General features: G+C 31.8%; 21 protein-coding genes, 1 pseudogene and 1 other annotated feature. Of the genes and pseudogenes, 3 read left to right on the top strand and 19 right to left on the bottom strand.

Annotated features, from left to right (window positions below; all coding sequences use genetic code 11):
• Positions 1-27: 27 nt before the first annotated feature.
• Positions 28-942 carry a DMT family transporter gene (locus AC1Q8L_RS15405; RefSeq protein WP_000551607.1) on the bottom strand — a complete coding sequence of 305 codons (915 nt, stop codon included), beginning with the start codon at positions 940-942 and terminating at the stop codon, positions 28-30.
• Positions 943-1,094: 152 nt separating this feature from the next.
• Between AC1Q8L_RS15405 and norG the strand changes: the two genes are divergently transcribed.
• Positions 1,095-2,528 (top strand): efflux pump transcription regulator NorG, encoded by a 1,434-nt coding sequence (gene norG / locus AC1Q8L_RS15400; protein WP_000205601.1) that lies wholly within the window; start codon positions 1,095-1,097, stop codon positions 2,526-2,528.
• A gap of 46 nt (positions 2,529-2,574) precedes the next feature.
• Here norG and AC1Q8L_RS15395 read toward each other — a convergent pair whose 3' ends face one another.
• Complete coding sequence (locus AC1Q8L_RS15395; RefSeq protein WP_000495197.1) at positions 2,575-3,105, bottom strand: DUF4269 domain-containing protein; 531 nt, start codon at positions 3,103-3,105, stop codon at positions 2,575-2,577.
• Positions 3,106-3,271: 166 nt separating this feature from the next.
• Between AC1Q8L_RS15395 and AC1Q8L_RS15390 the strand changes: the two genes are divergently transcribed.
• Positions 3,272-3,733: a DUF2306 domain-containing protein gene (locus tag AC1Q8L_RS15390; RefSeq protein WP_000021741.1), complete on the top strand. Its 462-nt coding sequence runs from the start codon at positions 3,272-3,274 to the stop codon at positions 3,731-3,733.
• Between the two features lie 133 nt (positions 3,734-3,866).
• On the opposite strand, the gene AC1Q8L_RS15385 is transcribed toward AC1Q8L_RS15390, so the two are convergent.
• From AC1Q8L_RS15385 to AC1Q8L_RS15375, 3 genes and pseudogenes are all read right to left on the bottom strand, one after another.
• Complete coding sequence (locus AC1Q8L_RS15385) at positions 3,867-4,712, bottom strand: SH3 domain-containing protein (protein WP_000877204.1); 846 nt, start codon at positions 4,710-4,712, stop codon at positions 3,867-3,869.
• A 285-nt stretch (positions 4,713-4,997) separates the two neighbouring features.
• Positions 4,998-5,869 (bottom strand): annotated as a pseudogene (locus tag AC1Q8L_RS15380) (glycerophosphodiester phosphodiesterase).
• A gap of 45 nt (positions 5,870-5,914) precedes the next feature.
• Positions 5,915-6,715 (bottom strand): GNAT family N-acetyltransferase, encoded by an 801-nt coding sequence (locus AC1Q8L_RS15375; protein ID WP_001107086.1) that lies wholly within the window; start codon positions 6,713-6,715, stop codon positions 5,915-5,917.
• 511 nt (positions 6,716-7,226) lie between these two features.
• On the opposite strand from AC1Q8L_RS15375, the gene AC1Q8L_RS15370 reads away from it, so the two are divergent.
• Positions 7,227-7,931, top strand: coding sequence for a hypothetical protein (locus tag AC1Q8L_RS15370; RefSeq protein WP_098311759.1), 705 nt, complete (start codon positions 7,227-7,229; stop codon positions 7,929-7,931).
• A gap of 49 nt (positions 7,932-7,980) precedes the next feature.
• Here AC1Q8L_RS15370 and AC1Q8L_RS15365 read toward each other — a convergent pair whose 3' ends face one another.
• From AC1Q8L_RS15365 to AC1Q8L_RS15300, 14 genes are all read right to left on the bottom strand, one after another.
• A complete protein-coding gene (locus tag AC1Q8L_RS15365) occupies positions 7,981-8,625 on the bottom strand; it encodes a methyltransferase family protein (RefSeq protein WP_000274258.1) in 645 nt (214 codons plus the stop codon).
• A gap of 22 nt (positions 8,626-8,647) precedes the next feature.
• Positions 8,648-9,445, bottom strand: a complete 798-nt coding sequence (locus tag AC1Q8L_RS15360) for a MerR family transcriptional regulator (protein ID WP_000948769.1) — start codon at positions 9,443-9,445, stop codon at positions 8,648-8,650.
• Between the two features lie 263 nt (positions 9,446-9,708).
• On the bottom strand, positions 9,709-11,004 hold the full coding sequence (locus AC1Q8L_RS15355) for an MFS transporter (protein ID WP_000535177.1): 1,296 nt from the start codon (positions 11,002-11,004) through the stop codon (positions 9,709-9,711).
• A gap of 112 nt (positions 11,005-11,116) precedes the next feature.
• The gene (locus AC1Q8L_RS15350; RefSeq protein WP_098311757.1) at positions 11,117-12,328 is read right to left on the bottom strand and encodes a MerR family transcriptional regulator; all 1,212 of its coding nucleotides are present in this window, start codon (positions 12,326-12,328) and stop codon (positions 11,117-11,119) included.
• A gap of 517 nt (positions 12,329-12,845) precedes the next feature.
• A complete protein-coding gene (locus tag AC1Q8L_RS15345) occupies positions 12,846-13,271 on the bottom strand; it encodes a DUF4879 domain-containing protein (protein ID WP_000472917.1) in 426 nt (141 codons plus the stop codon).
• 560 nt (positions 13,272-13,831) lie between these two features.
• On the bottom strand, positions 13,832-14,206 hold the full coding sequence (locus AC1Q8L_RS15340; RefSeq protein WP_000584708.1) for a hypothetical protein: 375 nt from the start codon (positions 14,204-14,206) through the stop codon (positions 13,832-13,834).
• Between the two features lie 13 nt (positions 14,207-14,219).
• Positions 14,220-14,714 carry a helix-turn-helix transcriptional regulator gene (locus tag AC1Q8L_RS15335; protein ID WP_001031006.1) on the bottom strand — a complete coding sequence of 165 codons (495 nt, stop codon included), beginning with the start codon at positions 14,712-14,714 and terminating at the stop codon, positions 14,220-14,222.
• Positions 14,715-14,960: 246 nt separating this feature from the next.
• Positions 14,961-15,767 (bottom strand): DegV family protein, encoded by an 807-nt coding sequence (locus AC1Q8L_RS15330; protein ID WP_000831926.1) that lies wholly within the window; start codon positions 15,765-15,767, stop codon positions 14,961-14,963.
• A gap of 199 nt (positions 15,768-15,966) precedes the next feature.
• On the bottom strand, positions 15,967-16,473 hold the full coding sequence (locus tag AC1Q8L_RS15325; RefSeq protein WP_000639421.1) for a DUF3189 family protein: 507 nt from the start codon (positions 16,471-16,473) through the stop codon (positions 15,967-15,969).
• A 79-nt stretch (positions 16,474-16,552) separates the two neighbouring features.
• Positions 16,553-17,008: a CcdC protein domain-containing protein gene (locus AC1Q8L_RS15320; RefSeq protein ID WP_000353707.1), complete on the bottom strand. Its 456-nt coding sequence runs from the start codon at positions 17,006-17,008 to the stop codon at positions 16,553-16,555.
• A gap of 190 nt (positions 17,009-17,198) precedes the next feature.
• Entirely contained in the window at positions 17,199-17,831 is a 633-nt protein-coding gene (locus AC1Q8L_RS15315; RefSeq protein ID WP_000281833.1) for a VanZ family protein, read from the bottom strand.
• Between the two features lie 225 nt (positions 17,832-18,056).
• A complete protein-coding gene (locus AC1Q8L_RS15310) occupies positions 18,057-19,082 on the bottom strand; it encodes a serine hydrolase domain-containing protein (RefSeq protein WP_000598057.1) in 1,026 nt (341 codons plus the stop codon).
• A 262-nt stretch (positions 19,083-19,344) separates the two neighbouring features.
• On the bottom strand, positions 19,345-20,577 hold the full coding sequence (locus AC1Q8L_RS15305; RefSeq protein WP_000793345.1) for an MFS transporter: 1,233 nt from the start codon (positions 20,575-20,577) through the stop codon (positions 19,345-19,347).
• 65 nt (positions 20,578-20,642) lie between these two features.
• Positions 20,643-20,901: a binding site (T-box leader), on the bottom strand.
• Between the two features lie 175 nt (positions 20,902-21,076).
• A complete protein-coding gene (locus tag AC1Q8L_RS15300; protein WP_001170940.1) occupies positions 21,077-23,215 on the bottom strand; it encodes a penicillin-binding protein in 2,139 nt (712 codons plus the stop codon).
• Positions 23,216-23,278: the final 63 nt, after the last annotated feature.

Raw genomic sequence — 23,278 nt, 5'->3', positions numbered from 1 at the left:
GTATCATAAAATTATTATTGAATTACATTATACGGATTGATTATTTGCTAAATTCCTATGTTTTTCTTTTCTTAATACCGGTATATGAGCAATCACAATTCCAAGTATAGTAATTCCTCCGCCAATTATCGAAACTAAAGTTGGCACTTCTCCTAACCATATCCAAGCAATGAAACACGCAGTTATTGGCGTTAAATATAGAGAACTTGTTGCTTCAGAAGCACCAGCACGAGATATAATATAGGCCAATGCAATATACGGGAGTACTGTTGGAAAGACACCTAAATATATAACGCTCAAGTTAACTTCAAGAGGAGCTGCTAGTATTTCTTGATAAACTCCGGGTAAGAAAATAAGCATACATACAGTACTAGACAAAATTGTATATATGGTAAATGGTAAGAAGCCGTATTTTTTTAAGTAAGATGTTTGGAAAACGAAAAATAGACTTTCTGAAATCGCCGCTAATAATATAAATAATCCCCCGCTATTCAATTGAATAGCATCGCCCTGGCTAAATGAAATTAAGGCAATTCCTGCAAAACTAATTACACCACCAAGCCAACCATTTAATTTCATTTTGTCATTCAAAAAAACAGAAGCAAGAATTGCCGTCACTATTGGGGTGACTGAAATAATTAAACTTGCAGATCCAGCATTTACTGTTTTTTCGCCGTAATTTAATGCGATGTGATAAATAGTAAACCCTAAAGCACCAAATATAAAAATTGCTGGGATATCCTTTAAATCCGGTAGTCGTAGTTTGTATATAAATGAAAATAAAAAAAGTATAAATGAGGCGATTAATAAGCGTAGTAAAGTAAGGTGTTCAGGCGTATAAGATTCAAGCCCCAGACGAATTGCTGGAAAAGCAGTTCCCCATATAAGAATTGTAAAAGCATGAGCACATATAATGCGTAAATCCCATTTTTTATTATGCATGTTTTCTCTCCCTCCTTAATAAACCAACCATTTTTAAATTACCAATTATTTCTTTTCATCATATTTAATAGTTGATACAATGTCTTCAACCAGTTATTTATCGGAAAAACCAACCACTTTGAATCTTTTAAATTAACGAAGGAGTTTTTTATATGACAACCGATAAAAAAGTGCCCAAATATCGGCAGATAATAGACTATATGAAAGAAAAAATTGAAAACGGAGAATGGCCAATTGGAAGTAAAATCCCTAGTCAGCGGCAGTTAGCACAATTATTTCATGTAAATCGAAGTACTGTAATAAATGCGCTAGATGAACTTATGGCAGATGGTTTAATTCAAGGACAAATCGGAGCAGGAACAATTGTAACAAATAATACATGGTCATTATTAGCAACTAATCCCCCGCCCGATTGGAGTGAATATGTAAAGGCCGGTATTCATAAACCAAGTAAGTTAATGGTGCGAGAAATAAATGAAGCAGAAGCAAATAAAACGCTTATCCATCTTAGTAAAGGTGAACTTGCACCTCATCTTTTCCCGCTCGAAACTATGCAATCTATAATAAAAAACGTCAGTGAGGAATTAGATTATTTCGGATACGAAGAACAAAAAGGTTTTTATCCGTTACGTGAAGCAATAAGCAAATATGTAAAATCATTTGGAATACATGCATCACCGGATTCTATATTAATAGTCTCTGGTGCACTCCAAGCATTACAATTAATATCGATTGGTCTTTTACATAGAAAATCAACTGTTTTACTTGAACAACCTTCTTACTTATATTCACTTCATGTTTTTCAATCAGCAAATATAAATTTATCCGGTATATCAATGGATCATCACGGTATTTTACCTAACGACTTATTAAAACGAATTAAATATAGTCAAAAGAATAATATTTTATATTCAATCCCTTGTTTTCAAAATCCAACGGGGATATTGATGTCCAAAGAGCGAAGAAAAGAAATATTAAAAATATGTGAAAAAGAGCAATTGCCTATCATCGAGGATGATATTTACCGAGAGTTATGGCTTGATGAATCACCTCCAGCTCCTTTAAAGTCGATGGATAAACATGGACATGTATTATATATTGGTAGTCTCTCTAAAACACTTAGCCCAGGACTTAGAATTGGATGGATAATCGGACCAGAACCTGTTATTGATAGATTGTCAGATATAAAAATGCAAACAGACTATGGATCCAGCTCTTTATCTCAAAGAGTAGCTGCTGAATGGATAAATGAAGGTTTTTATGAAGAACATGTAGCAAACGTAAGAAAGCACCTGAAAGAACGAAGACAAATAATGATACGAGCTTTAAATAAATATTGTGCAGATATTGCATCATGGGATATTCCTAGTGGTGGATTTTTTATATGGCTAAAGGTTGTACATAACATTCCGATGAAAAAACTATTTTCAGAGGCACTATCAAAAGGAATTCTTTTAAATCCGGGACGTATTTATGAAGAAGAATCAGATCAGTACATTCGTTTATCATATGGATATGCTACTCCAGAACAAATGACTAACGGAATTAAATTGCTCAGTGAATTAATTCGGAAGTTAACGGCATAAAAAAAATCCTCTTTTGTTTTTGGAGGATTTTTTTTATGTATCTTATTTACCACAATTTCATTTCCTGCCCTAATAAAATAAGTTCTTCATAAGGATCTCCGTCAATATTTAATACTTGAGCAAAAGCAGGTTCTGTTTTTAAACCTTGTTCCTTTAAGCGAATAACTTCTTCCCTTATATGGGGATGCTGCATTAATAGCATGTGTTCCACTATCATGTGTCTATATGCATTTTGATTACGCACTGGCTTCGGTTGAGCAAATAATTCAAATTCAAAACCTTCGAATTCAAAATTCACCTTTATCGATTCAGTACCTTTAATTTTTTTCTTTTTTATGTTGAACCCTCCATAAGAACCATATAAAGATCTCATTTCCTGCTCAAAAACATCAAAGTTATATACTTCCATTACAATATCTAAGTCAGATTGAGGAGTATCAATTCTTATAGGGATTGTCCCGCAAAGAACGGGATTATATAAAGCTAAATCCTCCATTATGTTTAGGCTATTCAAAACATCATATATTTTTTGTTGTTTCTCATTGCCCGATTGTAAATATGTAATAGATGTAAACATAGAAGTCTCTCCTTCATTTAACATAATAATCATCTCACTAAATATTTAAATCATTGGGTTTTGTTCTAGGAGTACCTTTATTTCAATATATTAAGCCGAACTAACTATATTTTTCAACTTTTCTCCTATACTGCAATACTATAAAAATAAAAAAGGAGGAATTATTATGAGCATTTTTAACATTCTTTTAACCATCCACATATTATTTGGGACAATATGCTTAATCACCGGTATTGTAGCGATGGTTGCTCAAAAGAAGAAAGGAAAACATACGGAATGGGGTGAAATATATCATGCATCCTATGTGGTCATCACCCTTACTGCAATTATATTATCCATTATAAACTGGGATAAAATCGCATATTTATTTTATGTAGCAATTTTCTCTTATGCTTTTGCGATTTATGGCTACCTTGCACGAAAAAAACGTTGGAAAAATTGGCTCCATCACCACATTAGAGGTATGCTAGGTTCTTATATTGGTGCAGTCACCGCACTTTTAGTAAATATCGGCATCCATATTCCCATTTTAAATTTACTTCCGCCAATATGGTTTTGGTTTTTACCCACCTTAATTGGTATCCCCCTTGTAGCCAGTGTATCAAAAAAATATAAAAAGCGTAGTTGAAATTAATTACATTTTGATTACTTTCTGATTATTAGAATGAAAAATTATACTCTATGTATTACAAATAATATTATGAATGCTCGTCCTATGAATATTTAAAATAAAATGCCGCCCAACAGGACGGCTCTTATTTTTACTTTACAAACGTAACATATTCACCAGAAACCCATTGATTTCCACCAACATTATACCAACCATCTTTATATCCAAACGATTGATATTTTTCACCTTGATACACGTTTTTCACAATGCCGTAATTTGTTCCAGGGCCGGTACGAACACGCAATACATCAGCGATTATAGTAACTACACCTACACCATCGTTTGATGATTGTGAAGTTGCTGGTACATTTCCTCCCGTATAACGAATGTATGATGGATCGTTATAAACCCACTGATCGCCACCTAGATTTAACCAGCCATTTGATTGTCCAAATACTTTGTAGGACTCTCCTTTCCCTAATTGACGAATAACGCCATATCCAGTACCAGGTCCTTTTCGTAAATTTACATTACTACCGTTAATATAAGCAACCCCTACATTATCATTCGACGTGGGAGGAGTCACTATGTTTTGAGCACCTTTTCCAAAAGTATCCGTTCCATACCCTTTGTAGTTATATTGCAAATGCGGGCTATCCACAAATCCTTTCCAGTCACCGCCCCATTCAAAACCAATTTGTTTAGCATAACGAATTGCTGAAGCCCACGGTTCTTTATTATAGCCATTCCAATCTTCTGTACCATTCGACTGAATTGGAACAAAATCTAATGCCTGTCCTACTAAGTGATATGAGCGCATCGTTTGTGATGCTCCTTTACGAACATATTCACGTTGTTGCTCGACTGTACGGATTGTTTCATAAATTAATACTTCAATTCCATTGTCGATACAGTACTGATACCACTTAAAAGCTGCAGCTTTCGTATTATCCGCTAATTTATTCAGATTATTTACGTTTCTAGTTTGGTATTTCAATATGCAACATCTCCTTTTCTATTATCATATGCAAAACTCGTCTAATGGGTTGTACATATACCTAGAACGATACGAAGTACAAATACATAAGAAGCTAATTCATCTAAATAGATTTACATTTCTAGCTTCAAACTTTGTAAACTGAAATCGAAGCAATAAAAAAACCGCAAGCCAGGTCTTCCAGTTGCGGTTTTTGGTATTTTCTTTTTATATGCAACATGCCATCTTACATTGATAACCCTAATATATAGGTTGTGTAAATTTCCCTTTTATGAATAACACTTCTTATTCATGACTTTTCAAATCCAATATTGAATGTAAACGATCCGGATAATTAGTAAACATCCCGTCGACTCCCCATGAAAGTAACTTTTTCATATCTTTTTCATTATTTACTGTAAATGAATGAACTTCTAATCCGTTTTTCTTTATTTTATTTACATAATCTGAATCAATATATTTGTAATTCATACCAAGACCTATACAGTACGTTTTATACTTTTCTATCTCTAATTCTTTTAATTGAACTGCTTTTTTATAAGGTAATAATTGTACTAAGGATATATTACTATTTAAGCTATGAATCTTTTGTAGACTTTCTTCACTAAACGATTGAATAATAACTTTATCCTGTATTTCGTAGTGATTAATAATTTCTAATAATTTTTCTTCCATTCCTGGATATTCATTAGGTGATTTTGTTTCAATATAATAGTTCGCATTTTGCCCAAACGTTTCAACAATTTCTGTTAATGTTGGGACTTTAGCATTTTCAAATTCTTTCTTTGCTAAGTTCGGATATTTTTCGTTGAAAAAAGAATCTGCATTTAGTTGCTTTATTTCTTCTAATGTATGCTCTTTCACTAGCCCAGTACCATTTGTTGTACGGTTTAAGGTTTCGTCATGCATTGCCACTAAATGCCCATCTTTTGTCATTTGGAGATCAATTTCTATATAATCTCCATTCATTTTTTGTCCTAATTTATATGCTGCTATTGTATGTTCTGGCGCATATGCAGAAGCACCTCTATGTGCGATATTTTTTATATGATTTGATTAATAGCTTTAGTATACTTATGTTCATTTATTTTCTGAAAAACAAAGATACTTATTACTATAAAGGCACAAAATATTGTAACGAGATATATCTTTTTCATAACGATTTATAAGCTCCTATATAAAGACGATTTAACTTGAATGATTTACTCAATTAAATGTCGATTTTCCAATACAGTCATTTTGCCGATAGCTTGAAATCCCGATTTTTTATAAATATTGATTCCATCGGGTGAAGCTTGTAATACACAATACGTATTTTTAAATTTATGTGCTTCTTGCAGCAGGAAATTGAACATAGCAGATCCGAACCCTCGTCCTCTCATTCCTTCTTTCGTTGCTATGTCATAAATACCAATACTATCTTTTGAACATATCAATGAACCAACAGTTACGACTTCACCTTCATATAACCCTAAAAATAATTTCAGATTCTCACTGTTACATATATCAAGATTAGAAATTTGATTATAGAATGCTTGTACATGTATACCTTCTTCTGATGTGCCGAATAGATCAGCTAACGTTTCTCCAAATTTATTTATTTGTCCAGGTGAAGATGCTTGTTGAATAGTAAAACTTACTGGCATGTTTATTGTTGGGGAAATTGTTTTTAAGTCTGCTACCATCGCAATATTCTGTTCCACTTCTTTTAAACCGATTTTAATTAACTCACTTTTTATATCCCGCTCTTGCTCCTCATCCCATAACCAAACACTCATTGGAAAATTTCTTTGATAATAGTATTCTACCTCTTTATATAATTTCTCGATCCCTTCCGTTAAATTATTGTTTAGTAGAGTGATGATATTAAATGTATCGGCAGGTAATCCACAATCAACAGCAATATAATCTTTCGTTTTTTTTATACTCATTCCGGGCACAAATTGTGCAACATATGAAGTTTTAAATGCAAAGTTATCAAGTAGTAGTTGTTTATAATTCATCAATAGTTCTCCTTTTCATAAAAAGTAACACTCGAATTTTTCTATATTAAATATAACATATTAGAAATTTACCATTTTCTATAAAAAGTACCTCTTTAAATTGTGCTCTATAGTTTAAAATAATTAAAAATGATATAACGTTGTCGGAATGAAAAAAGTGGTATATAATAAATATTAACATTACTAGTAATTATTTTAGGTATTCCTAGAATAAAGGAGCGATACATATGAAAATTACTATTTATTTCGGAAGTCATGAAGATCAAGATGTTCGTACTATGGACTGTCATTTAGATGTAGAAGATACAGAAGAGATTGTTTCTGTATCATAATATAAATAGTTAGGGTAAACCCTATCCCTTACAGCGTTTAAGGCACCTTTTATAAGGTGTCTTTTTTGTTATATTTTCATCAAAAACCCTTTACTTTATAGCGTTTTAATAGTAAAATATAAATATACGAACAAACGTTCTTTTTTATTTTAAACGTACATGAAGGGATGATTTTAACAATGGCTCCATTAAAGCGCAGAGGAAGAAAAAAGCAATCACCTATTATTTCAAATACAGGCTTTATCGGCTCTGTCTTTATTGATACATTGGAGTTACAAAAGAAATCCTATTATTTCGCTCGTAAAAAACTTCAAATTGTTCATCACGTACTAGATGGTCTCTCTGGAGCAACAAGTGCTTTATTTAAAGAACATAACATTTCAGCATACATGTCATGTGTGTATTTACATAAACAAAAGAAAATTGGTTTTGTTCTTTCAACGAAACCATTTGAACAAAGTGATGGCGTTGCTTATTTTGTAAATTATTTAATCGAAAAGAATTTTTATGGCGGCCATGATGAAGATGTAGAATATCAAGAAGTATTTAATACAGGTTTTATCGGTGTAGTATTCGCTGATTTATCTAGTATAGATCGCTTTAATTTCGAGTTTGAAATGGGTATGCTAACGAAATTAATGAAAGATATGATTATTCCAGTTAAAGAACTCTTTTTACGCCATAATGTACCGGCTTACATCTCCACTTCTCACTTAGAAGAACAAAACAAATTAGGTTTCGTTCTCTCTGTAAAGCCATATGACGAACGCGCTGAAGCAGATTTATATTTTGAAGCATATTTAAAAGAACGCGGATTATTTATTGGTGATGAAGAAGATGATATTAATAAGATTGTCATTAGAAAAACCGCTGAATTACGATAGAAAAGCGCAGGATCAGCATCCTGCGCTTTTTATAATTTATGAAACTGATTTACCAAATAAACGGTATTAATTTTTTTGTTTTCTGTTTATAGACTGTAAATTGTTCTCCATACTTTTTCTGTAAGTAACCATCAGATTTTGGAATATATTCAAAAACGAATACAAAGAACAGACCTAGAGGTATAAATAAACTATAAATATTGCTAGCGATAAATGCTAAACCTAACACCCAAAGGCAATCCCCCAGATAATTAATATGAATCGCATATTTAAATAAACCACCTGTATATAGCTTACCTTGATTTACAGGATTGTCTTTAAAGGATTTTCTAAGCAGCTCTGAAACTGTGTTTAACATACTTCCTCCTAAAAACAATATCCAACCTATTGTAAGTAATATTAAATTAGGATCCTGATTACTAGTAATCATTAAGATTGGAAAACCTAAATAATAAATTCCAAAAGCAATGCTGTTCATAATGGCTTCTTGCCATGAAATCCCTCTAGGCAACCATATAAACATCATAGCCGTTAATCGTAAAGCGGTGATAATCAAAGCTATAAACAGCCCTATTGAAATGCCTGGTTTGAAATAAGTAATGAAAAGTAAGTAATACGCAATGATTAGATAGATAATCTCAGTAACTAAAATTAATATTTTTTCTTTTATTGTTGGCCGGTTTATACCATACATTGTGATACGCTCCTTCCTTTATTCATTTTATAGGAAAATAAACTTCTATGATATTATTCTCCTCCTGTGTGCTATAAGGATTCGTTTTATAAACTTCAAACGGAGCTCCATTCAGTTTATAGTTATTTTCTTCAATCCAAACGTGTAGCTTTGTATGAATAAAAGGTAATTCTTCGTAAGAACCAATAAGCGTAGCCATTGCGCAAAGACCGGGATTAAACACTTTTGTTTTATTTGTGGCTTCTGCAAGGGGAATCGCAATTTCCACATCATAATTTTCAGGTACATATTCTGAACTATGGAAAATAGCAAGTGGTTTTGCAATAGGTAATAAATTTTCAAATGAAATTTTACTAAACAACTCATTAAAGTGTGTTAGGAAATCAACGGTATTAATTTGTTTTCGCTGAGATGATATATTATAGGTTAAGTGATTTACAAGATTAATCTCAATATGATTTAAGTAACCTATGATACTTTCCTCTTCATCTAATTGTTGAATATCACGCTTTAATTTTTTTAATAAAGAAGAATAATATGTTATCTGCTGTGTTAGATTTTCTTGTTTGGTTTTCATTTTAGAGTTAAGCAATTCAGTTTTCTCCCGATTTTCTAAAATATCCTTAATTTCTTCCAGCGAAAATAAATAAGTTTTTAATCGAGTAATCAATAAAGCTATTTCTAATTGGAAAATATCATAGTAGCGATATCCATTCTTAGGGTCTATGAAAGCTGGTTTTAAAAGCCCAATTTCATCATAATAGCGCAGCGTCTTCATTGTAAGATGAGATATTTTTGAAAACTCTCCAATTGAAAGCATAACACTCACCTCCTGTAATTAATTATTTTAAATATACTGCTTCCTGTAAGGGGAAGGTCAATCAACAAAGTTAAATTTTCTTATTGTATTTAGAACGATATTCATCCCCCTCAACCTACAATTTTAAAGTAGTCTCCAAAACGAATATGTAATCTTTTCAAAATTGTTCATGGGAAATCAGCCGATTTTTTCATTTTATAGTATTTGCATTTCTTATCTTGAAAAATGTAGCAGTATCCTTTATATAAATAATCTAAGATCTACTAAGCGCTATAATCTTTCGAATGAACTTCTAATATGAAACAATTCGATGAAACTTTAATTACTATTAAATATAAGATTCCCCCTACAATTGTAATCATGTAGGCTGGAATATAATTTAATAATAGACCGGATAGCGCCATTGCTATAGGAAGCATCATTTTACTTATACTTAATCCAATGCTGAGAACCCTCCCTCTATATTCATCAGGAATCTCTTTTTGCATGAAATAAGCTATAGGTATATCAATAAGCACTATAATTAGTCCTAAAAAGAACATAACAACACAATAGGTAATAACGTATACAAAATCATTTACCTCAAAACTTTTGAATAAAACTGGAATTCCTGAAATAATCATAAAAACCGCCAACATAAAGCTTAACTTTTTCAAAAGATAAGCGTAAGAAAAACGATCGGTTATCTTTTTTACTAAAATCGCACCAATTATCATGCCTACTGGAAAAGTCCCTTGAATCATACCAAATTGTTTAGAACCAAGATCGAGAACTGTATTAATAATGTATGGCAATGGAACAGTTACAGCAAACCCTAAGAAGAAATTAAGTGAAATTAAAATACTGAACGTATTTTTTAAGCTTTTCCGCTCCATTAAGTAAGAGTATCCCTCCTTTATATCTTCAATAAAATTAATTTTTCTAATTGAACATTCCTCATTTATGTTTTGCTCAAACAATTTAAAGTTAATAAATAATATGGAAATAGCCGAAAGGATAAATGAAATACCGTTTATAATTATAAAAATTTTAATATCAAAGACTGCAAAAACAATCCCCCCTAACATAGGCCCTAGAATTAAAGATATAGAATCGATAATTTTACTTATAGAATTAATACTCATTAACCACTCTTTAGTGACCATATTCGGTTTTACGGCCTCTAAACCTATTCCAAAAAAAGTTGTAAATACTGTCATAAGAAAGGTAGTAGTATAAATGATGAATAAGTTTAATCCATAATAGCTGCTTAATATATAAACAGTTATTAATAAGCATCCGCTTAGTAAATCCATACAAATAACCAGTTTCTTTTTATCAACCTTATCAGCAATGACACCGGCAAATGGATTCATAACAATCATTGGAATCGTTCCTAATATGAGCGAAATTGCAAAATTTAACGCAGATCCGGTTATTTGTAAAACATACAATCCTAATGTAAAACTATAAATAGAGCTACCAAATAGTGATACTGTTTTTGCAATTGAATATAAACAAATATTTCTTCGTTCTTGGTTTCTTTTTTTATTTTCTATATGTAATCGTAAACTTCCCATCACTTTTCCCCCTACCTAACTTTGTGTTACGTACATTGTAAGTTCTTGGGTCAACCCAATAGCAATATGTACTATTTGAAAAGTTTTAAGGGGAAATAAATAAAAGATGGGGTTAACCCCATCTTTTTCCGAAAAATGAATATGTATAAATTTCTTCTCCTTGAACAAAGAAATCCTCGTACCTTCCCCCTCGTATCAAATAATTTGAAGTATTTTCATCAATAGATTGAAACTGTAAATTTTCGATTTCTTTTGTTACTTTTGCAGATGTAAAATTCTCTCTGAGTCTAGGTGCAATTTGGCTATTTATGCTGAATTTATTAAATAAAATAAATGAACTTAATAAATAACAATTGTGTTTAAAAAGGGAATTTAATTCACACAATAAGAACTCCTCATATTCAAAACTATAATTACTTGTACCTGATTGATCGATTACAATATCAACAGAATTATTCTGAATAGGTATGTTTAGAAAGTCGGCACAGATAAATACAATATTTCTTTTCACATTTCTTCTCTCAATTACATCTTTTAAAAGTAAAAGTTTATTCAAATCTCGATCAACAGCAATATATAAACACTCTTCCGGTAGTTCTTCATAAATATTTCGTAAAAAGAACCCAATACCAGACCCTAAATCAAGTAGTATTTTTTCATTTAAATCTAATTGCATTAGTTTCTTTTTCGCCCATTCTCCTCCTCTTTGAACATTTTCCAAAAAAGCAGTATCCGTTTCATGGATAGAATCTTCAAGTGATTTCCTCTTATACACCTCAAATAATTTTCCAGCTGTTAAAACTCCGGAAGTAATCGCGTATTCTTCACCACAATTACAAATTAATTTCCCCTCAACAATTTGATTTTTATTAATAATGCCATCTTCAAGAATTAAATTTCCGTTACACTTAACACATTTAAATAAATGAAGTACTTTTAAATCTACCCCTAAAATTGAACTCGAAATTTCAGTTTCTATAGATAAATTATTTAACGTTTTCTTTAATTTATCTTTTCGTTCCTTTAAGGTTTTTATCTCTTGTTCAATCTTTTCATATTTTACTTTAAATAAAGATTGATAAAAAATATCCTTTTCATAGTCTAAGGATTTCCCTAAATTTTTATAAAGAAACAGTTCTTTAATTTCATTCAAGCTAAACCCTATCCATTTGTACTCTAATATAAGTTCTATATCCTTTTGACAATACTCGTCAAAAAAATAGTGACTTCCTTTTTTCTCAGGAATAACGAGTCCGAGATCCATATAATGTCTAATCGTATCTACACTTACATTATTTACTTCTGCAAACTTACTGATTTTCATCCTAATCACTACCATTTATATATTTGTTTATACATACTTCTTTATTATTTTAAAAAATCCTTTCATCTCCCTATATAAAATTGTTTATATTATGAAAAAGATGTAATTAATTTTAGAGTTCCGCCACATATCCATCAAGCTAAGCTTATTTAAGTTTAGCTACTCTTTTTAATCTTGAATTTTAAAAAAGAGTAGCAGGTAGTACGGTTATGTCTATATATCTAAAAAACTTAAAATTAAACTATGAGTTCATGGATAAATTAAAAACTGCGGCGTAAGTACTACAGTTTCTTCCTTCTTCATTGAGTTGAAATATGTAAAGTTACGTACTTTAACTGTAGCGGACTTGTACTACGCGTTCATATTAATTTTATAGACGTTTAAGGATTTTGTTTTATGGTAAGTATTTTTGCTGTGAAATCAGGATTGTAAATATAGATGAACATGATTCAAATCAAAAAAAGGTACTCCTAGAAGTACCTTTTTTACTATTCTATATGTGCGAACGCTTTCAAGATTATTGGATATAAATTGATGTACGCATTGTATTAAATGGTGAATTTATAGATGTCTTTTGGTACTCAAACGTTCCTTGTTGGTGTCCAGAAGCATCCCATTTATAATACCAGCCAACGATTGGTCTTCCGCCAATTATAGTGGAATCAATACTTTTTACATTAGAACCATTCATTTTAGCAAATGGGTTTTGGCCATAGCCCATTTCTTTCGTTGTAATATATAAATATTTTCCCCCGTGGTTACGCGATGTGCTGAAGCTGTTCTGATTAATTGTTTCTACCCCGCCTAGCTCAGACTCTACTTGTACGACGTTTAGTGAAGTAAGTGGTGCTGCTGGTCCAGCTGAAGCTTCTGTTGCCATTCCTAATCCGACGAACGCTGTAATTGCTAACGATGAAATCCCTAGTGCTGCTTTTTTAAACATAAAAAACATCCCCTTCCATCTATTGTTTTCTCTTTCATTTTCAATATAATCCTAATAACCTTATATGTAAATAGATTGTAGCTGTATAAATATTAGTGCGAATATTCTATTATATATTTCTAAAATTCTATTACTCAATATGAATGATTTACAGTGCAAAACGAAATACACACATGTCAAGTTTGTAGTGTTGACATAAAAATTGTAAACTGGCTTATGCCTCGTATTTATCATATTTTATATCCAATATTCCTAAGCTTCTGTATTCTAGAATGTTTTTACTACAACTATTCATTTTTTCTTTGCAGGAACAACTGTGATAACATCTCCTTTATCATTTAAAGTCAGAGAATGTAGAAATTATAGCTAGCTATTGATATGCTACCTACTACGTACTGGAGCGCAACCTATCTGATAGGTGAATGATTCATGTGAAAAAGGAAACGCTACCAGTTCTATAGCACCTCCTTTTTATTTAATAAGTTAGACAGAAAGAATAGAAATAATGTTTTTCCTGTTTCACTATCCTTTTGTTTGTAAATGAACTGAGTTTTGAAAAACTATCCTATATAGTATGAATCGGGTATAGACATTAAATAATAGAATAGGGCACCTATTACTCCACAAGTAAAAATAGTAAATCCCATATTTCTTATGCCTTTAATTTTTGACCAAAATCCAATAAATCCTGCTATTAACCCACTTAAAGAGAATAGTGAAAAGTTGGAAACGGGTGTAAGAAGAAATTCCGCATTAATCCCTGTCCCCCAACAAACAATAGGTAACACGACAAGGGTAAGACAAAGTAATCCCATTACACTTACAAGTAATTTAAGATATTTGATACCTGCAATAATTAAATAGATTCCACCTATAAATCCACATAACCAGTAAATTGGCATAAAGTAAATCCAAAGAAAATGCAAGATGATCATATGTAATTTCCTCCTATTTATTTTCGCTCATTGTAGTTCTGGTTATTTGATGTTCTGAATTCGTTGCTAATTTATTAAGTTGATTTAGCGTTTCTTCTAAATCAAACGAATTAAACCAGCGGTAATCCTGTCTGTCTAGAATACGATAATGCTGACTAATTAGATTTTGTTGTAAGCGAAAGTTCCCTTTTTCTTGAATCTGCTTCCACCAGACTTTTCCTCCCAATGTTTTTTCTTTGAAGTTGTTAGTGCTATTGTGGGCCATTGTTTCGATTACTACTAATGGATCATCCCCAAGAGTATTCTGTAAAACTTCACTATCTCTAAACAATGCACAAATAGCAACAGTGTTGGTCCAACCTGCATTCGTTCTCCCTTTCTCAATTTGAACAAGCGTTTTTTTTGATATGCCGAGAACTTCAGCCATTTTATCTTGTGTATATCTTTTTTCAGTGCGTATTAACTTTATTTTCATTGAAATAAGTTCAATTGCATGCTCCTTATTCACTTTACTTCCCCCTCAAAAGTAACTAATGTGTTATTTAGTGTAATTTTACACTTTAATCAATTCATTTTCAACTCAATCCTCCTTAAATCTTGTAAGAAATAATTGGATAAGTCATAAAAAAGGCATTCCACAGTTATATATGAGAAGGTAGCTCGACCATCGATTTCTAACCTCGATGGAGATATGTCGAGATCACATTTCATTTTAATTAAATAAAAAACCCGTGAATAATTCACGGGTTTTACTTTAATAACTAATTGCTATTGTACCTTCACCTGCATGAACCGCAAATGAAATTGGTAATGGATATAATTTGAAATCCATTTCAGGGAATGCTTGTCTAATATCTGCAATCCATTCTTCGGCTCCATCTTTATCATTAGCATGGAACATATGAAGTACTTTTGGTAATTCTTTTTCAAGTTCATTTTTAATATATTCTCGACATTTTTGGATTTTACGAACTTTCTTTTCAAGTAAAAGCTCTCCACCTTTTACTTCTAATATTAAGTTAACACTTAATAAACTTCCAAGTAAAAATTGAATGCCCTTTACACGACCACTTGCATAAAGGCCTTTTAAACTTTTCGGGAATACGTGGAAAGGTCTTCTTTTTTCATCTACTAATGTTTTGTGTATATCTTGTAAAGTCATACCATCATTGTATAACGATTTCGCTTTTCTAATTAGTTCATCCATTGGATAACTTGTTGTTTCACTGTCTAATACCGTTAATGGAAAACCTGCCATTTCTGCAGCTAGCTTCATATTTTGATAGGTTCCACTTACTTTTCCGCTAATAGCAACTGCAAATCCTTCTTCATATTCTTCTTTGCATTTCGTAAATAACTCTACCATTTCCCCAATATTAGGTTGTGAAGTAGTGACTGTTTTACCTTCGTTTAACGCATTATAAACACGTTCACGTACACCTTCTTCACAATCTTTGTACGACATTCCATCAATAATAACTTCGATTGGGATAACAAAGTTATCTCCTTCTGTTTTTAAATTCGCAGTTGTACTATCAGTAATCCAAGCAACACGCTTCATGTTGTTCCTCCCTTAATTCAATTCCTCTTTTCTAATTTTTCTATATATTTATGTTATAAAAAGAGAATATCCCTGTAATAGTAACAGGACTTTATTGTTTTGGCTATAGTAGATGTATATTAAATGTGACTATTTCTTGTCTATTTCACAAATAAAAAAGAAAATCAAGGAATTTGCTCGATTTTCTTCTTATCATATACTATTTAAAAGTTTCATTATCTAAAATTACAACATAATCATTCGTTAATCTTCCAGCTTCTTTTGTATAACTAACAAGCCTTTGTATATTATCACAGCAAATTTTTGCTCCCCATACGAGTAACGGTACGCCAATAAAATCGATATGGAACCTTCTAGAAAACAGACCACCAAAAGTCATTGGTAAAGGTACAGTTGGTGATGTATTAGAAAAAATAATTTTTTCATGACTTTGATAATGTTTTTGCAAGATTTCTCCTAAATGCTTCATCGCAGGTACAACAACTTTTGATGCGCCACATCCAATCGTATATACAGGATGACCATGTTCATCAATTCCATGAAAAATAATTTTTCCCATATCTTCTGTTTTCAATTTATTAAAGTAATCTACATTCAAAATTTCTTCTTTCGTTAACTTACGATCCGTTGGTAATTTATTTAAATGATACGCTGCAGCAAGTGAAGTTGTATGAGTACCGCCGAAGTCTGTGTAAATGTATATCATATTATCATCCCTTGTTGTAAAAGTTCATTGTTAATTAGTATTACCGTTCTTAGCAATGTTAAACAAGGGATGAATGTATTTACGCTTTTTGTGTTAATTCATTATATTTTTTCCAAATATAATAACGTCTACTAATCACGGTGCCTAATGTAATACATAAAAAGGCGTTTGTTACAACCATTAATGCCTGGTGTGTACTACCAGAAAACATACTTTGTTTAATTATAATTTTTGCTCCTAAAATAATAAGAAGGATTATTGTACTTACCCAATTTCCTTTTCGTAGTACATGACCTGTTTCACTATCTACTCGAAATGTTAAAGCTCTTCCTCGTATAATTCCAAGACCTAAGCCGATTCCAAGCATTACAACAAACAGTAGTCCTTGCAGCAAAGTTATTTGTCCCGCATGAATAATGGACTGGATTGTTACAAAGCACAACAAAGCCGGAATGAGCCAAATACGGTTTATTTTCACTTTTCGTTCTTTACTTTGCATCAAAACAATAATAAGAACAACAAGTAAAATATCCATTTAGAATCCTCCTATAAACTTGTTTATCTTTAAAAATTATATTCTCCTCTTTTCATTCCATACTTGAAATACGATAGCTACTTTCAAGTGTAAGATGGAAAATGTGATTTCTCATCAGCCTTAAGCATTATTTATAAAAATAAAAAGACGTACTTTTTACTCGTACGCCTTTAATAACTCGTTTAAACTCCTATTTATCAACTAATTCCACACCTTTAGAATTAGTTTTACCCAACACTCGAATGTTAAATTTATTAATGGCTTTTAAAAAGATATTATAAATAGAATATCCAATAATAGAACCTATAACATTACAGATCACATCATCAATATCAGTAATACGTCCCACTCCACTAAATAAAGACTGAATTAATTGTAGCAATTCAATACTAACTGATATAGTAAATCCCAATAAAATAGTATTTTTGAACTTTTTATATTTATCCCATAAAATTGGTGCTAAAAATCCTAAAGGCATTAATAATAAAATATTCCCGCCTACATTTCTTACAATTAGACCAATCATAAATAGGGCATCCCCATCATAAGCACTACCAATTTGATTGATGTCTTTAATAATTGATGCAAATGGAATTATATTGACCGAGCGATTCAGATTTTCAATATTAGAAGGAAAACCGATTGGTAAAGGGAATAAAGTTACTGCAACAACCATACAAATGTAGACCACGAATAAAAAACTTATTATTTCTTTCCACCAAATCATATGTTTTTTATTTTTGGTACCAATTAATATTCCACATACAATTAAATAACAAATAACCCCTAAAATAATAAACAAACTACCGTTGATCATATACAAATTGTTAACACATCCTTTCATATGAATTAATAATTTAAATTTACAATTATATAGTAATATTTTTTAATTTAAAAATCCATATAAACATATGTAATTGTGCAGAATTACAAAAACCCCTTATTTAATAAATAAAGGGTTCCTCGTTAACTAAAATATTTTTCAGAACAGAAACAATCATAAACCCGTTTAAATTATTTTCGTATCTCTTCTTTTATATCCATATAATTAAAAAGCTCTTTCTATTTCTGTCATTAATTTTTCAGGTCCTGCCTCTTTATTCGATGGAATAACTAAAGTGATTCCTAATTCTGGATATATGGCCGAGCGAAAACTGACGCCTGGATCATATCCCATTACATGATATTTGAATACCTTGTTTTCTCGTGTTTCAATCCATATTCCATATCCGTAAGACTGTTTATCATTTACATGAATGTGGGGAGTTAAAAGTAACTTTGTATATTCCTTTCCTAAAATTTCATTATTAAATAGTGCCGCCCAAAATTTCAACATGTCTGGTGCAGTAACATATGCCCCTCCATCAGCCCCTCCTTTTATTGGTATAGAGTAAGCGTTTGTTCTCCAATTTTGGTTGGTTTCGTCCTTTATATATCCTAGAGCTGTATGTCTTGGTAATTTATCTAACGAAAAATAGCCAGAATCATTCATGCCAATCGGATTAAAAATGTTCTTTTCTATATACTCCGTAAATTTAAGTCCCGTCTGTTCTTCTATTATTAATCCAAGTATGATAAAACCTGCGTTGTTGTAGTGAAACTTACTCTCAGGTGCAAACATCATATTACTGTTTTGGAATAATGGTAAAAAGTCTTTTAAGCTCTTTAATAGATACATAGGTGTTTGTTTCCAAAGATCCCCGAAGTTATCCATAATACTTTCATCAAAATAATCTGGTATACCAGAGCTATGCGTTAGTAGTTGATGTATTGTAATATCTTCATCGAAGTTTGGAAGTTTTATCTCTAGACAATCCTTTAATTTTGTATGAAAAGAAATAACACCTTTTTCAACAAGTTGACAGATTCCAATTGCAGTGAAAATTTTACATCCTGAAGCAATGCCGAATCTTGTTTGTATCGTATTGTTTATACATTCACTTTTGTTTGCGTAACCCATTGCTTTTTCATAGATTAAGTCTTTTTCTTTTTTTACTAAAACTACCCCAGAGAAATCTATTTTCTTTTGTATTTCTTTTACAATTTTATTAATTTCATCTTTTGTTTTTATCACGACACCCCCCCTTGTCTTTCGGTATTGTTCTTTACCCTTATTAATTTTTCCATATAAAGGGGAAAGAACCCTTTTATTAAATACGATAAATTGTTAATGAGAACACAAAGTTCATTTCGAATGTATTCCGCTATTTGTGGGCAGTAGGACCCCCATCTCAAAATTCAGCGAAAGCAAAGAAGTTAAGTGGGGACCCTGCTGCCCGTAAAAGCCCGATTGGTGAGGGCTGATAATCAGTGGGGGATGCCCCCTGATTAAAGTTTCACTTTATTGATTCAGTAGAATACAACTTAGATTGTGATGGGAATAAAGTAAACACACACAAGACGATAGTAATAAATAACATGATCAATGAACCTACAATAACTACAAGTTGTATAGAAATGAACTGAGTCGCAACACCAGATAATATTGTAATAAAGATTGTTACTAACGCAATAATAAGTCCATAGATACTTCCGATCCGTCCCATTATATGAACGGGAATGTTATTTTGGTAAAACGTATAAAATCCTGTATTTGCATATGCCATAGAGAAAGATAAAATAAAGAATCCAATAGCAGCTATTAAAAATATATTTGAAAAAGCATAAATTAAATAACCAATTGCGATGAATAATGATCCTATTCCAATTAGAAATGAAGGTGCTAATTTCTTTGACAAAATTGTATTTGTTATGGCACCTAAAATAAATCCTGCACCAGCTATACTAACTAGAAAACCATATTCACTATCTGTTAGTAGTAATACCTCTTTCGCAAACGATAGTTCAAGTGAATCAGTAGCAGTTGCTAATACGAACATACTTTGAAATAAGAAATACACACATACGACATACACATGTTTTCTACTAAAATTTATAACAGTGTTCCAATCTTTTTTTAATACCGTAAGAGATAATGTATTACTTGTTGTATCCGAAGCTTCTTTCTTATCAAGATTAGGTAAAAGTAATGTAATTAATCCTGATAAGAGAAATGCTATAGCATTCATATATATAGCAAACTCAGGTGTACTCGCAATTAATAAAACCCCTGCTATCGCTGGACCAATTAAAGATGCACCAGATCCTATTAAACTGCGTAATGAGTTGAAACGTTGTCTTTGCTCTACTGGAATTAATTTCGTCATATACGTCATAGCAGTTGGCTCATAAATTGCACTGGCCATACTTATAAAGAATACGAATACATAAACAATCCAAAGTGACGGAAGTAAAGGTAAAATAGCGATAAATAACGCACGATATATATCGAGGTGAATCATTAATTTCCGTTTATTTAAACGATCAATCATACTCCCAGACCAAGCGTTTGTAAATAAAGTGGCTAATGGTTTTATTACATATAAAGTAGCAACAGCTAAGGCTGAGCCACCCATATTATAGACAAGTACATTCAGTGCTATTAAGTAAATCCATGCCCCTAAATTCGCAATACCAACTCCGGACAATAGTAATAAAGGATATTTCCAATCTTTAAGTAAATTTTTCATTTTTGGCCCCCGCTTTCAAAATTGTTTTACAACAATAAAAAAATCCCACCCCCAAGACTTTTAATCTTAGGGACGAGATTTATCATCGCGGTGCCACCCTAGTTTGTTAATATGTCACCATACTAACCTTATCAGGTACTGCATTCTAATTCATGCTTATACCATAGCTCTATAACGGGAGCTCCCGTCACACCATCCCCTAATAATAGGTTCCGATATGCTGCTCAGAGGCTTGGTTCAATAAAGAATTTTTACTCCTTTTCAGCTACATGGAGCTCTCTGTGAAAAATTCATTTTATTTACTCTTCTCTTCACTGCATTTATTTTTTCCATATTATCACATATTCATTTAACTGTAAATAAACAATAATCAGATATTTAACAACATGTCACTTTTAGTTCTTTTATTTATTATTTTTTCTAAAAATTACGGTGCGTGAAATTACTCGCAACTCTAACGAAAGAGCTATTTGCATATAGCTCTTTCCAAATGCCTGGATTAATTCGTATTCGCCTCTGTTAACGGTTGTAACGGCGGTTCTAATTCTAGTTCTAGTGTATCTCCTTCTTGTAAATCTTGTCCTTTTTCAATACTTTGACTCGTTACATAACCCGTACCAGAAGTTTTCAAATCTAATTTCAAAAGTTTAGAGAAATACATAACATCACGCATGGACCACCCTTTTACATTTGGCATTTGTGCGTTATTCCCTAATAAAAATATACGATCACCTTCACTCATTACCTCGCCAGACTGTGGATATTGTTTTATTATTTTTCCTTCTCCTAAAATTACCGGCTGTAGCTTCTCTTTTTCTACACTTTTCTCTATTGTATCCATCGATTGATTTACATAATTTTGTACTTTTAATTGAGATTGTTTTGCTGCATCAGCTATTTGTTTTTCTGTATACGGTTTCACCTTTAAATATTCAAGGCTGTTTTTTATAACAGGTTTAAATATTTCAGCAAGAGGCTGAGCTCCATACTCATCTCCTTTTAACTTTGGCTGCTTAATAGCTAAGTATACGATTAACTCCGGATCATCAATTGGAGCCATTCCTAAAAAGGAGAAAATGTAATTCTCTTTCCCTTCCATATATCGGCCGTTTTCAGGATTCGGGATTTGTGCTGTTCCTGTCTTACCTCCAATTGGATAACCATCTACTTTATACATTGTACCAGTTCCTTTTGAAGATGTTATAACACGCTCCATTAAGCTTCTAACCTTGTCCGCTGTTTCTTTTTTTATCGGATTCCCAATTTCTTTCGGTTGATTTTCCATAATAACTTCTTTGTTTGTTGGATTTACAACTTTATCAACGATATATGGTTGCATCATTTTCCCGTCATTTGCTATAGCAGTAGCCGCTTGGATTAATTGAATCGGAGTTACTGTAGAACCTTGACCAAAAGAAGTTGTAACCTGTTGAATTTGTGTATTTAATAATAAAGTATTTTTCCTTTCTCCAGGTAAATCTATCCCTGTTTTTTGATTGAATCCAAATTTATTCATATATTGCTTAAATTTATTTGGTTTCAGTAACTGATCTTCTAAAATAGAAAAAGCTACGTTTGATGACCTTTCAAATCCTTCATCAAATGTAATTGATCCCCATCCAAATCCACCATTATGGTCTTTTATATCAGATGAACCAACGGAATATTTTCCAGATTGAAAATATTCTTTTCCGTTATATACACCTTCATTAATGGCAGCTGCTAACGTAAAAACTTTCATTGTTGAACCTGGTTCATATGCATTTGCAATCGGGTCATTTAAAAAGTATTCGATATCACCTACATTAGGATTGTAACTAGGTTTACTAGACATTGCTAAAACCTTTCCTGTTTTTGGATCAGCAATAATGCCAATTAACATAGAAGGATCATAATGTTCTTGCGCTTTGTTCATCGCTTCTTCTAAAAAGCTATTAATTTGTTTATCAAGCGTTAAATATACGTTATTCCCATTTTTAGCTGGTTCTACTTTACCTATATCATTCGTAAGCGGAATCCCCCTTCGTGTACCCACATATTCTATATTCCCGTTTGTAGAGCGCAAATATTTATCCAAACTCTTTTCAAGCCCAAACTTCCCTTCCGTATTCCCTTTATCATCTGGTCTAGCAAAACCAAGTATATAGGATGCAAAGTCTTCATTCGGATATACTCTTGCTTTTTCCGACATAAAAGATACACCTGGTATTTTTAAATCATTAATTTTTTCCTTCTTTTCCCTAGATAAGTTCCGACCAATTTTCCCAATTTCAACTTGCGTACGCCCTTCATGAAAGTTTTTTAATACTTCTTCTTTATCAATTTCAAGCGCATCGGCTAATTGTTGTGCGGTTTCATCTTTATTTTTCACTTTATCTTTTCCTTTTAAATTCACAACAACTCGATACGTTGTAGAATCTTGTACTAACACCTTTCCGCTTTGATCATAGATAGTGCCACGATTCGCTTCTAAAACACCTTTTTTATTATGTTGTTCATTCGCGAGATCCTTTACATTCACATTATGCACGACTCCTACTGCCTGAATATAGAATATACGCAAAATCATAATAAGAAACAAAACAATAAAAGCAATCATCATATATCGAGCGCCTTTATTCGTTTGGAGTTTTTGCATACTTATCTCCTCTCTTTTGGAATGGATTCGTACGAAGATCCGTTTTAAAATTTGTAGTTTTTG

Source organism: Bacillus sp. GW823-FHT06A11, assembly GCF_058795355.1.
The sequence above is the reverse complement of the archived record's forward strand: the minus strand, read 5'-3'. Positions and strand labels throughout refer to the sequence as shown.

What these genes read in the sequence shown, in the direction of transcription:
- AC1Q8L_RS15405 (WP_000551607.1), bottom strand. Translation starts at nt 942, where the DNA reads ATGCATAATAAAAAATGGGATTTACGCATTATATGTGCTCATGCTTTT.
- norG (WP_000205601.1), top strand. Translation starts at nt 1,095, where the DNA reads ATGACAACCGATAAAAAAGTGCCCAAATATCGGCAGATAATAGACTAT.
- AC1Q8L_RS15395 (WP_000495197.1), bottom strand. Translation starts at nt 3,105, where the DNA reads ATGTTTACATCTATTACATATTTACAATCGGGCAATGAGAAACAACAA.
- AC1Q8L_RS15390 (WP_000021741.1), top strand. Translation starts at nt 3,272, where the DNA reads ATGAGCATTTTTAACATTCTTTTAACCATCCACATATTATTTGGGACA.
- AC1Q8L_RS15375 (WP_001107086.1), bottom strand. Translation starts at nt 6,715, where the DNA reads ATGAATTATAAACAACTACTACTTGATAACTTTGCATTTAAAACTTCA.
- AC1Q8L_RS15370 (WP_098311759.1), top strand. Translation starts at nt 7,227, where the DNA reads ATGGCTCCATTAAAGCGCAGAGGAAGAAAAAAGCAATCACCTATTATT.
- AC1Q8L_RS15365 (WP_000274258.1), bottom strand. Translation starts at nt 8,625, where the DNA reads ATGTATGGTATAAACCGGCCAACAATAAAAGAAAAAATATTAATTTTA.
- AC1Q8L_RS15360 (WP_000948769.1), bottom strand. Translation starts at nt 9,445, where the DNA reads ATGCTTTCAATTGGAGAGTTTTCAAAAATATCTCATCTTACAATGAAG.
- AC1Q8L_RS15355 (WP_000535177.1), bottom strand. Translation starts at nt 11,004, where the DNA reads ATGGGAAGTTTACGATTACATATAGAAAATAAAAAAAGAAACCAAGAA.
- AC1Q8L_RS15350 (WP_098311757.1), bottom strand. Translation starts at nt 12,328, where the DNA reads ATGAAAATCAGTAAGTTTGCAGAAGTAAATAATGTAAGTGTAGATACG.
- AC1Q8L_RS15345 (WP_000472917.1), bottom strand. Translation starts at nt 13,271, where the DNA reads ATGTTTAAAAAAGCAGCACTAGGGATTTCATCGTTAGCAATTACAGCG.
- AC1Q8L_RS15340 (WP_000584708.1), bottom strand. Translation starts at nt 14,206, where the DNA reads ATGATCATCTTGCATTTTCTTTGGATTTACTTTATGCCAATTTACTGG.
- AC1Q8L_RS15330 (WP_000831926.1), bottom strand. Translation starts at nt 15,767, where the DNA reads ATGAAGCGTGTTGCTTGGATTACTGATAGTACAACTGCGAATTTAAAA.
- AC1Q8L_RS15325 (WP_000639421.1), bottom strand. Translation starts at nt 16,473, where the DNA reads ATGATATACATTTACACAGACTTCGGCGGTACTCATACAACTTCACTT.
- AC1Q8L_RS15320 (WP_000353707.1), bottom strand. Translation starts at nt 17,008, where the DNA reads ATGGATATTTTACTTGTTGTTCTTATTATTGTTTTGATGCAAAGTAAA.
- AC1Q8L_RS15305 (WP_000793345.1), bottom strand. Translation starts at nt 20,577, where the DNA reads ATGAAAAATTTACTTAAAGATTGGAAATATCCTTTATTACTATTGTCC.
- AC1Q8L_RS15300 (WP_001170940.1), bottom strand. Translation starts at nt 23,215, where the DNA reads ATGCAAAAACTCCAAACGAATAAAGGCGCTCGATATATGATGATTGCT.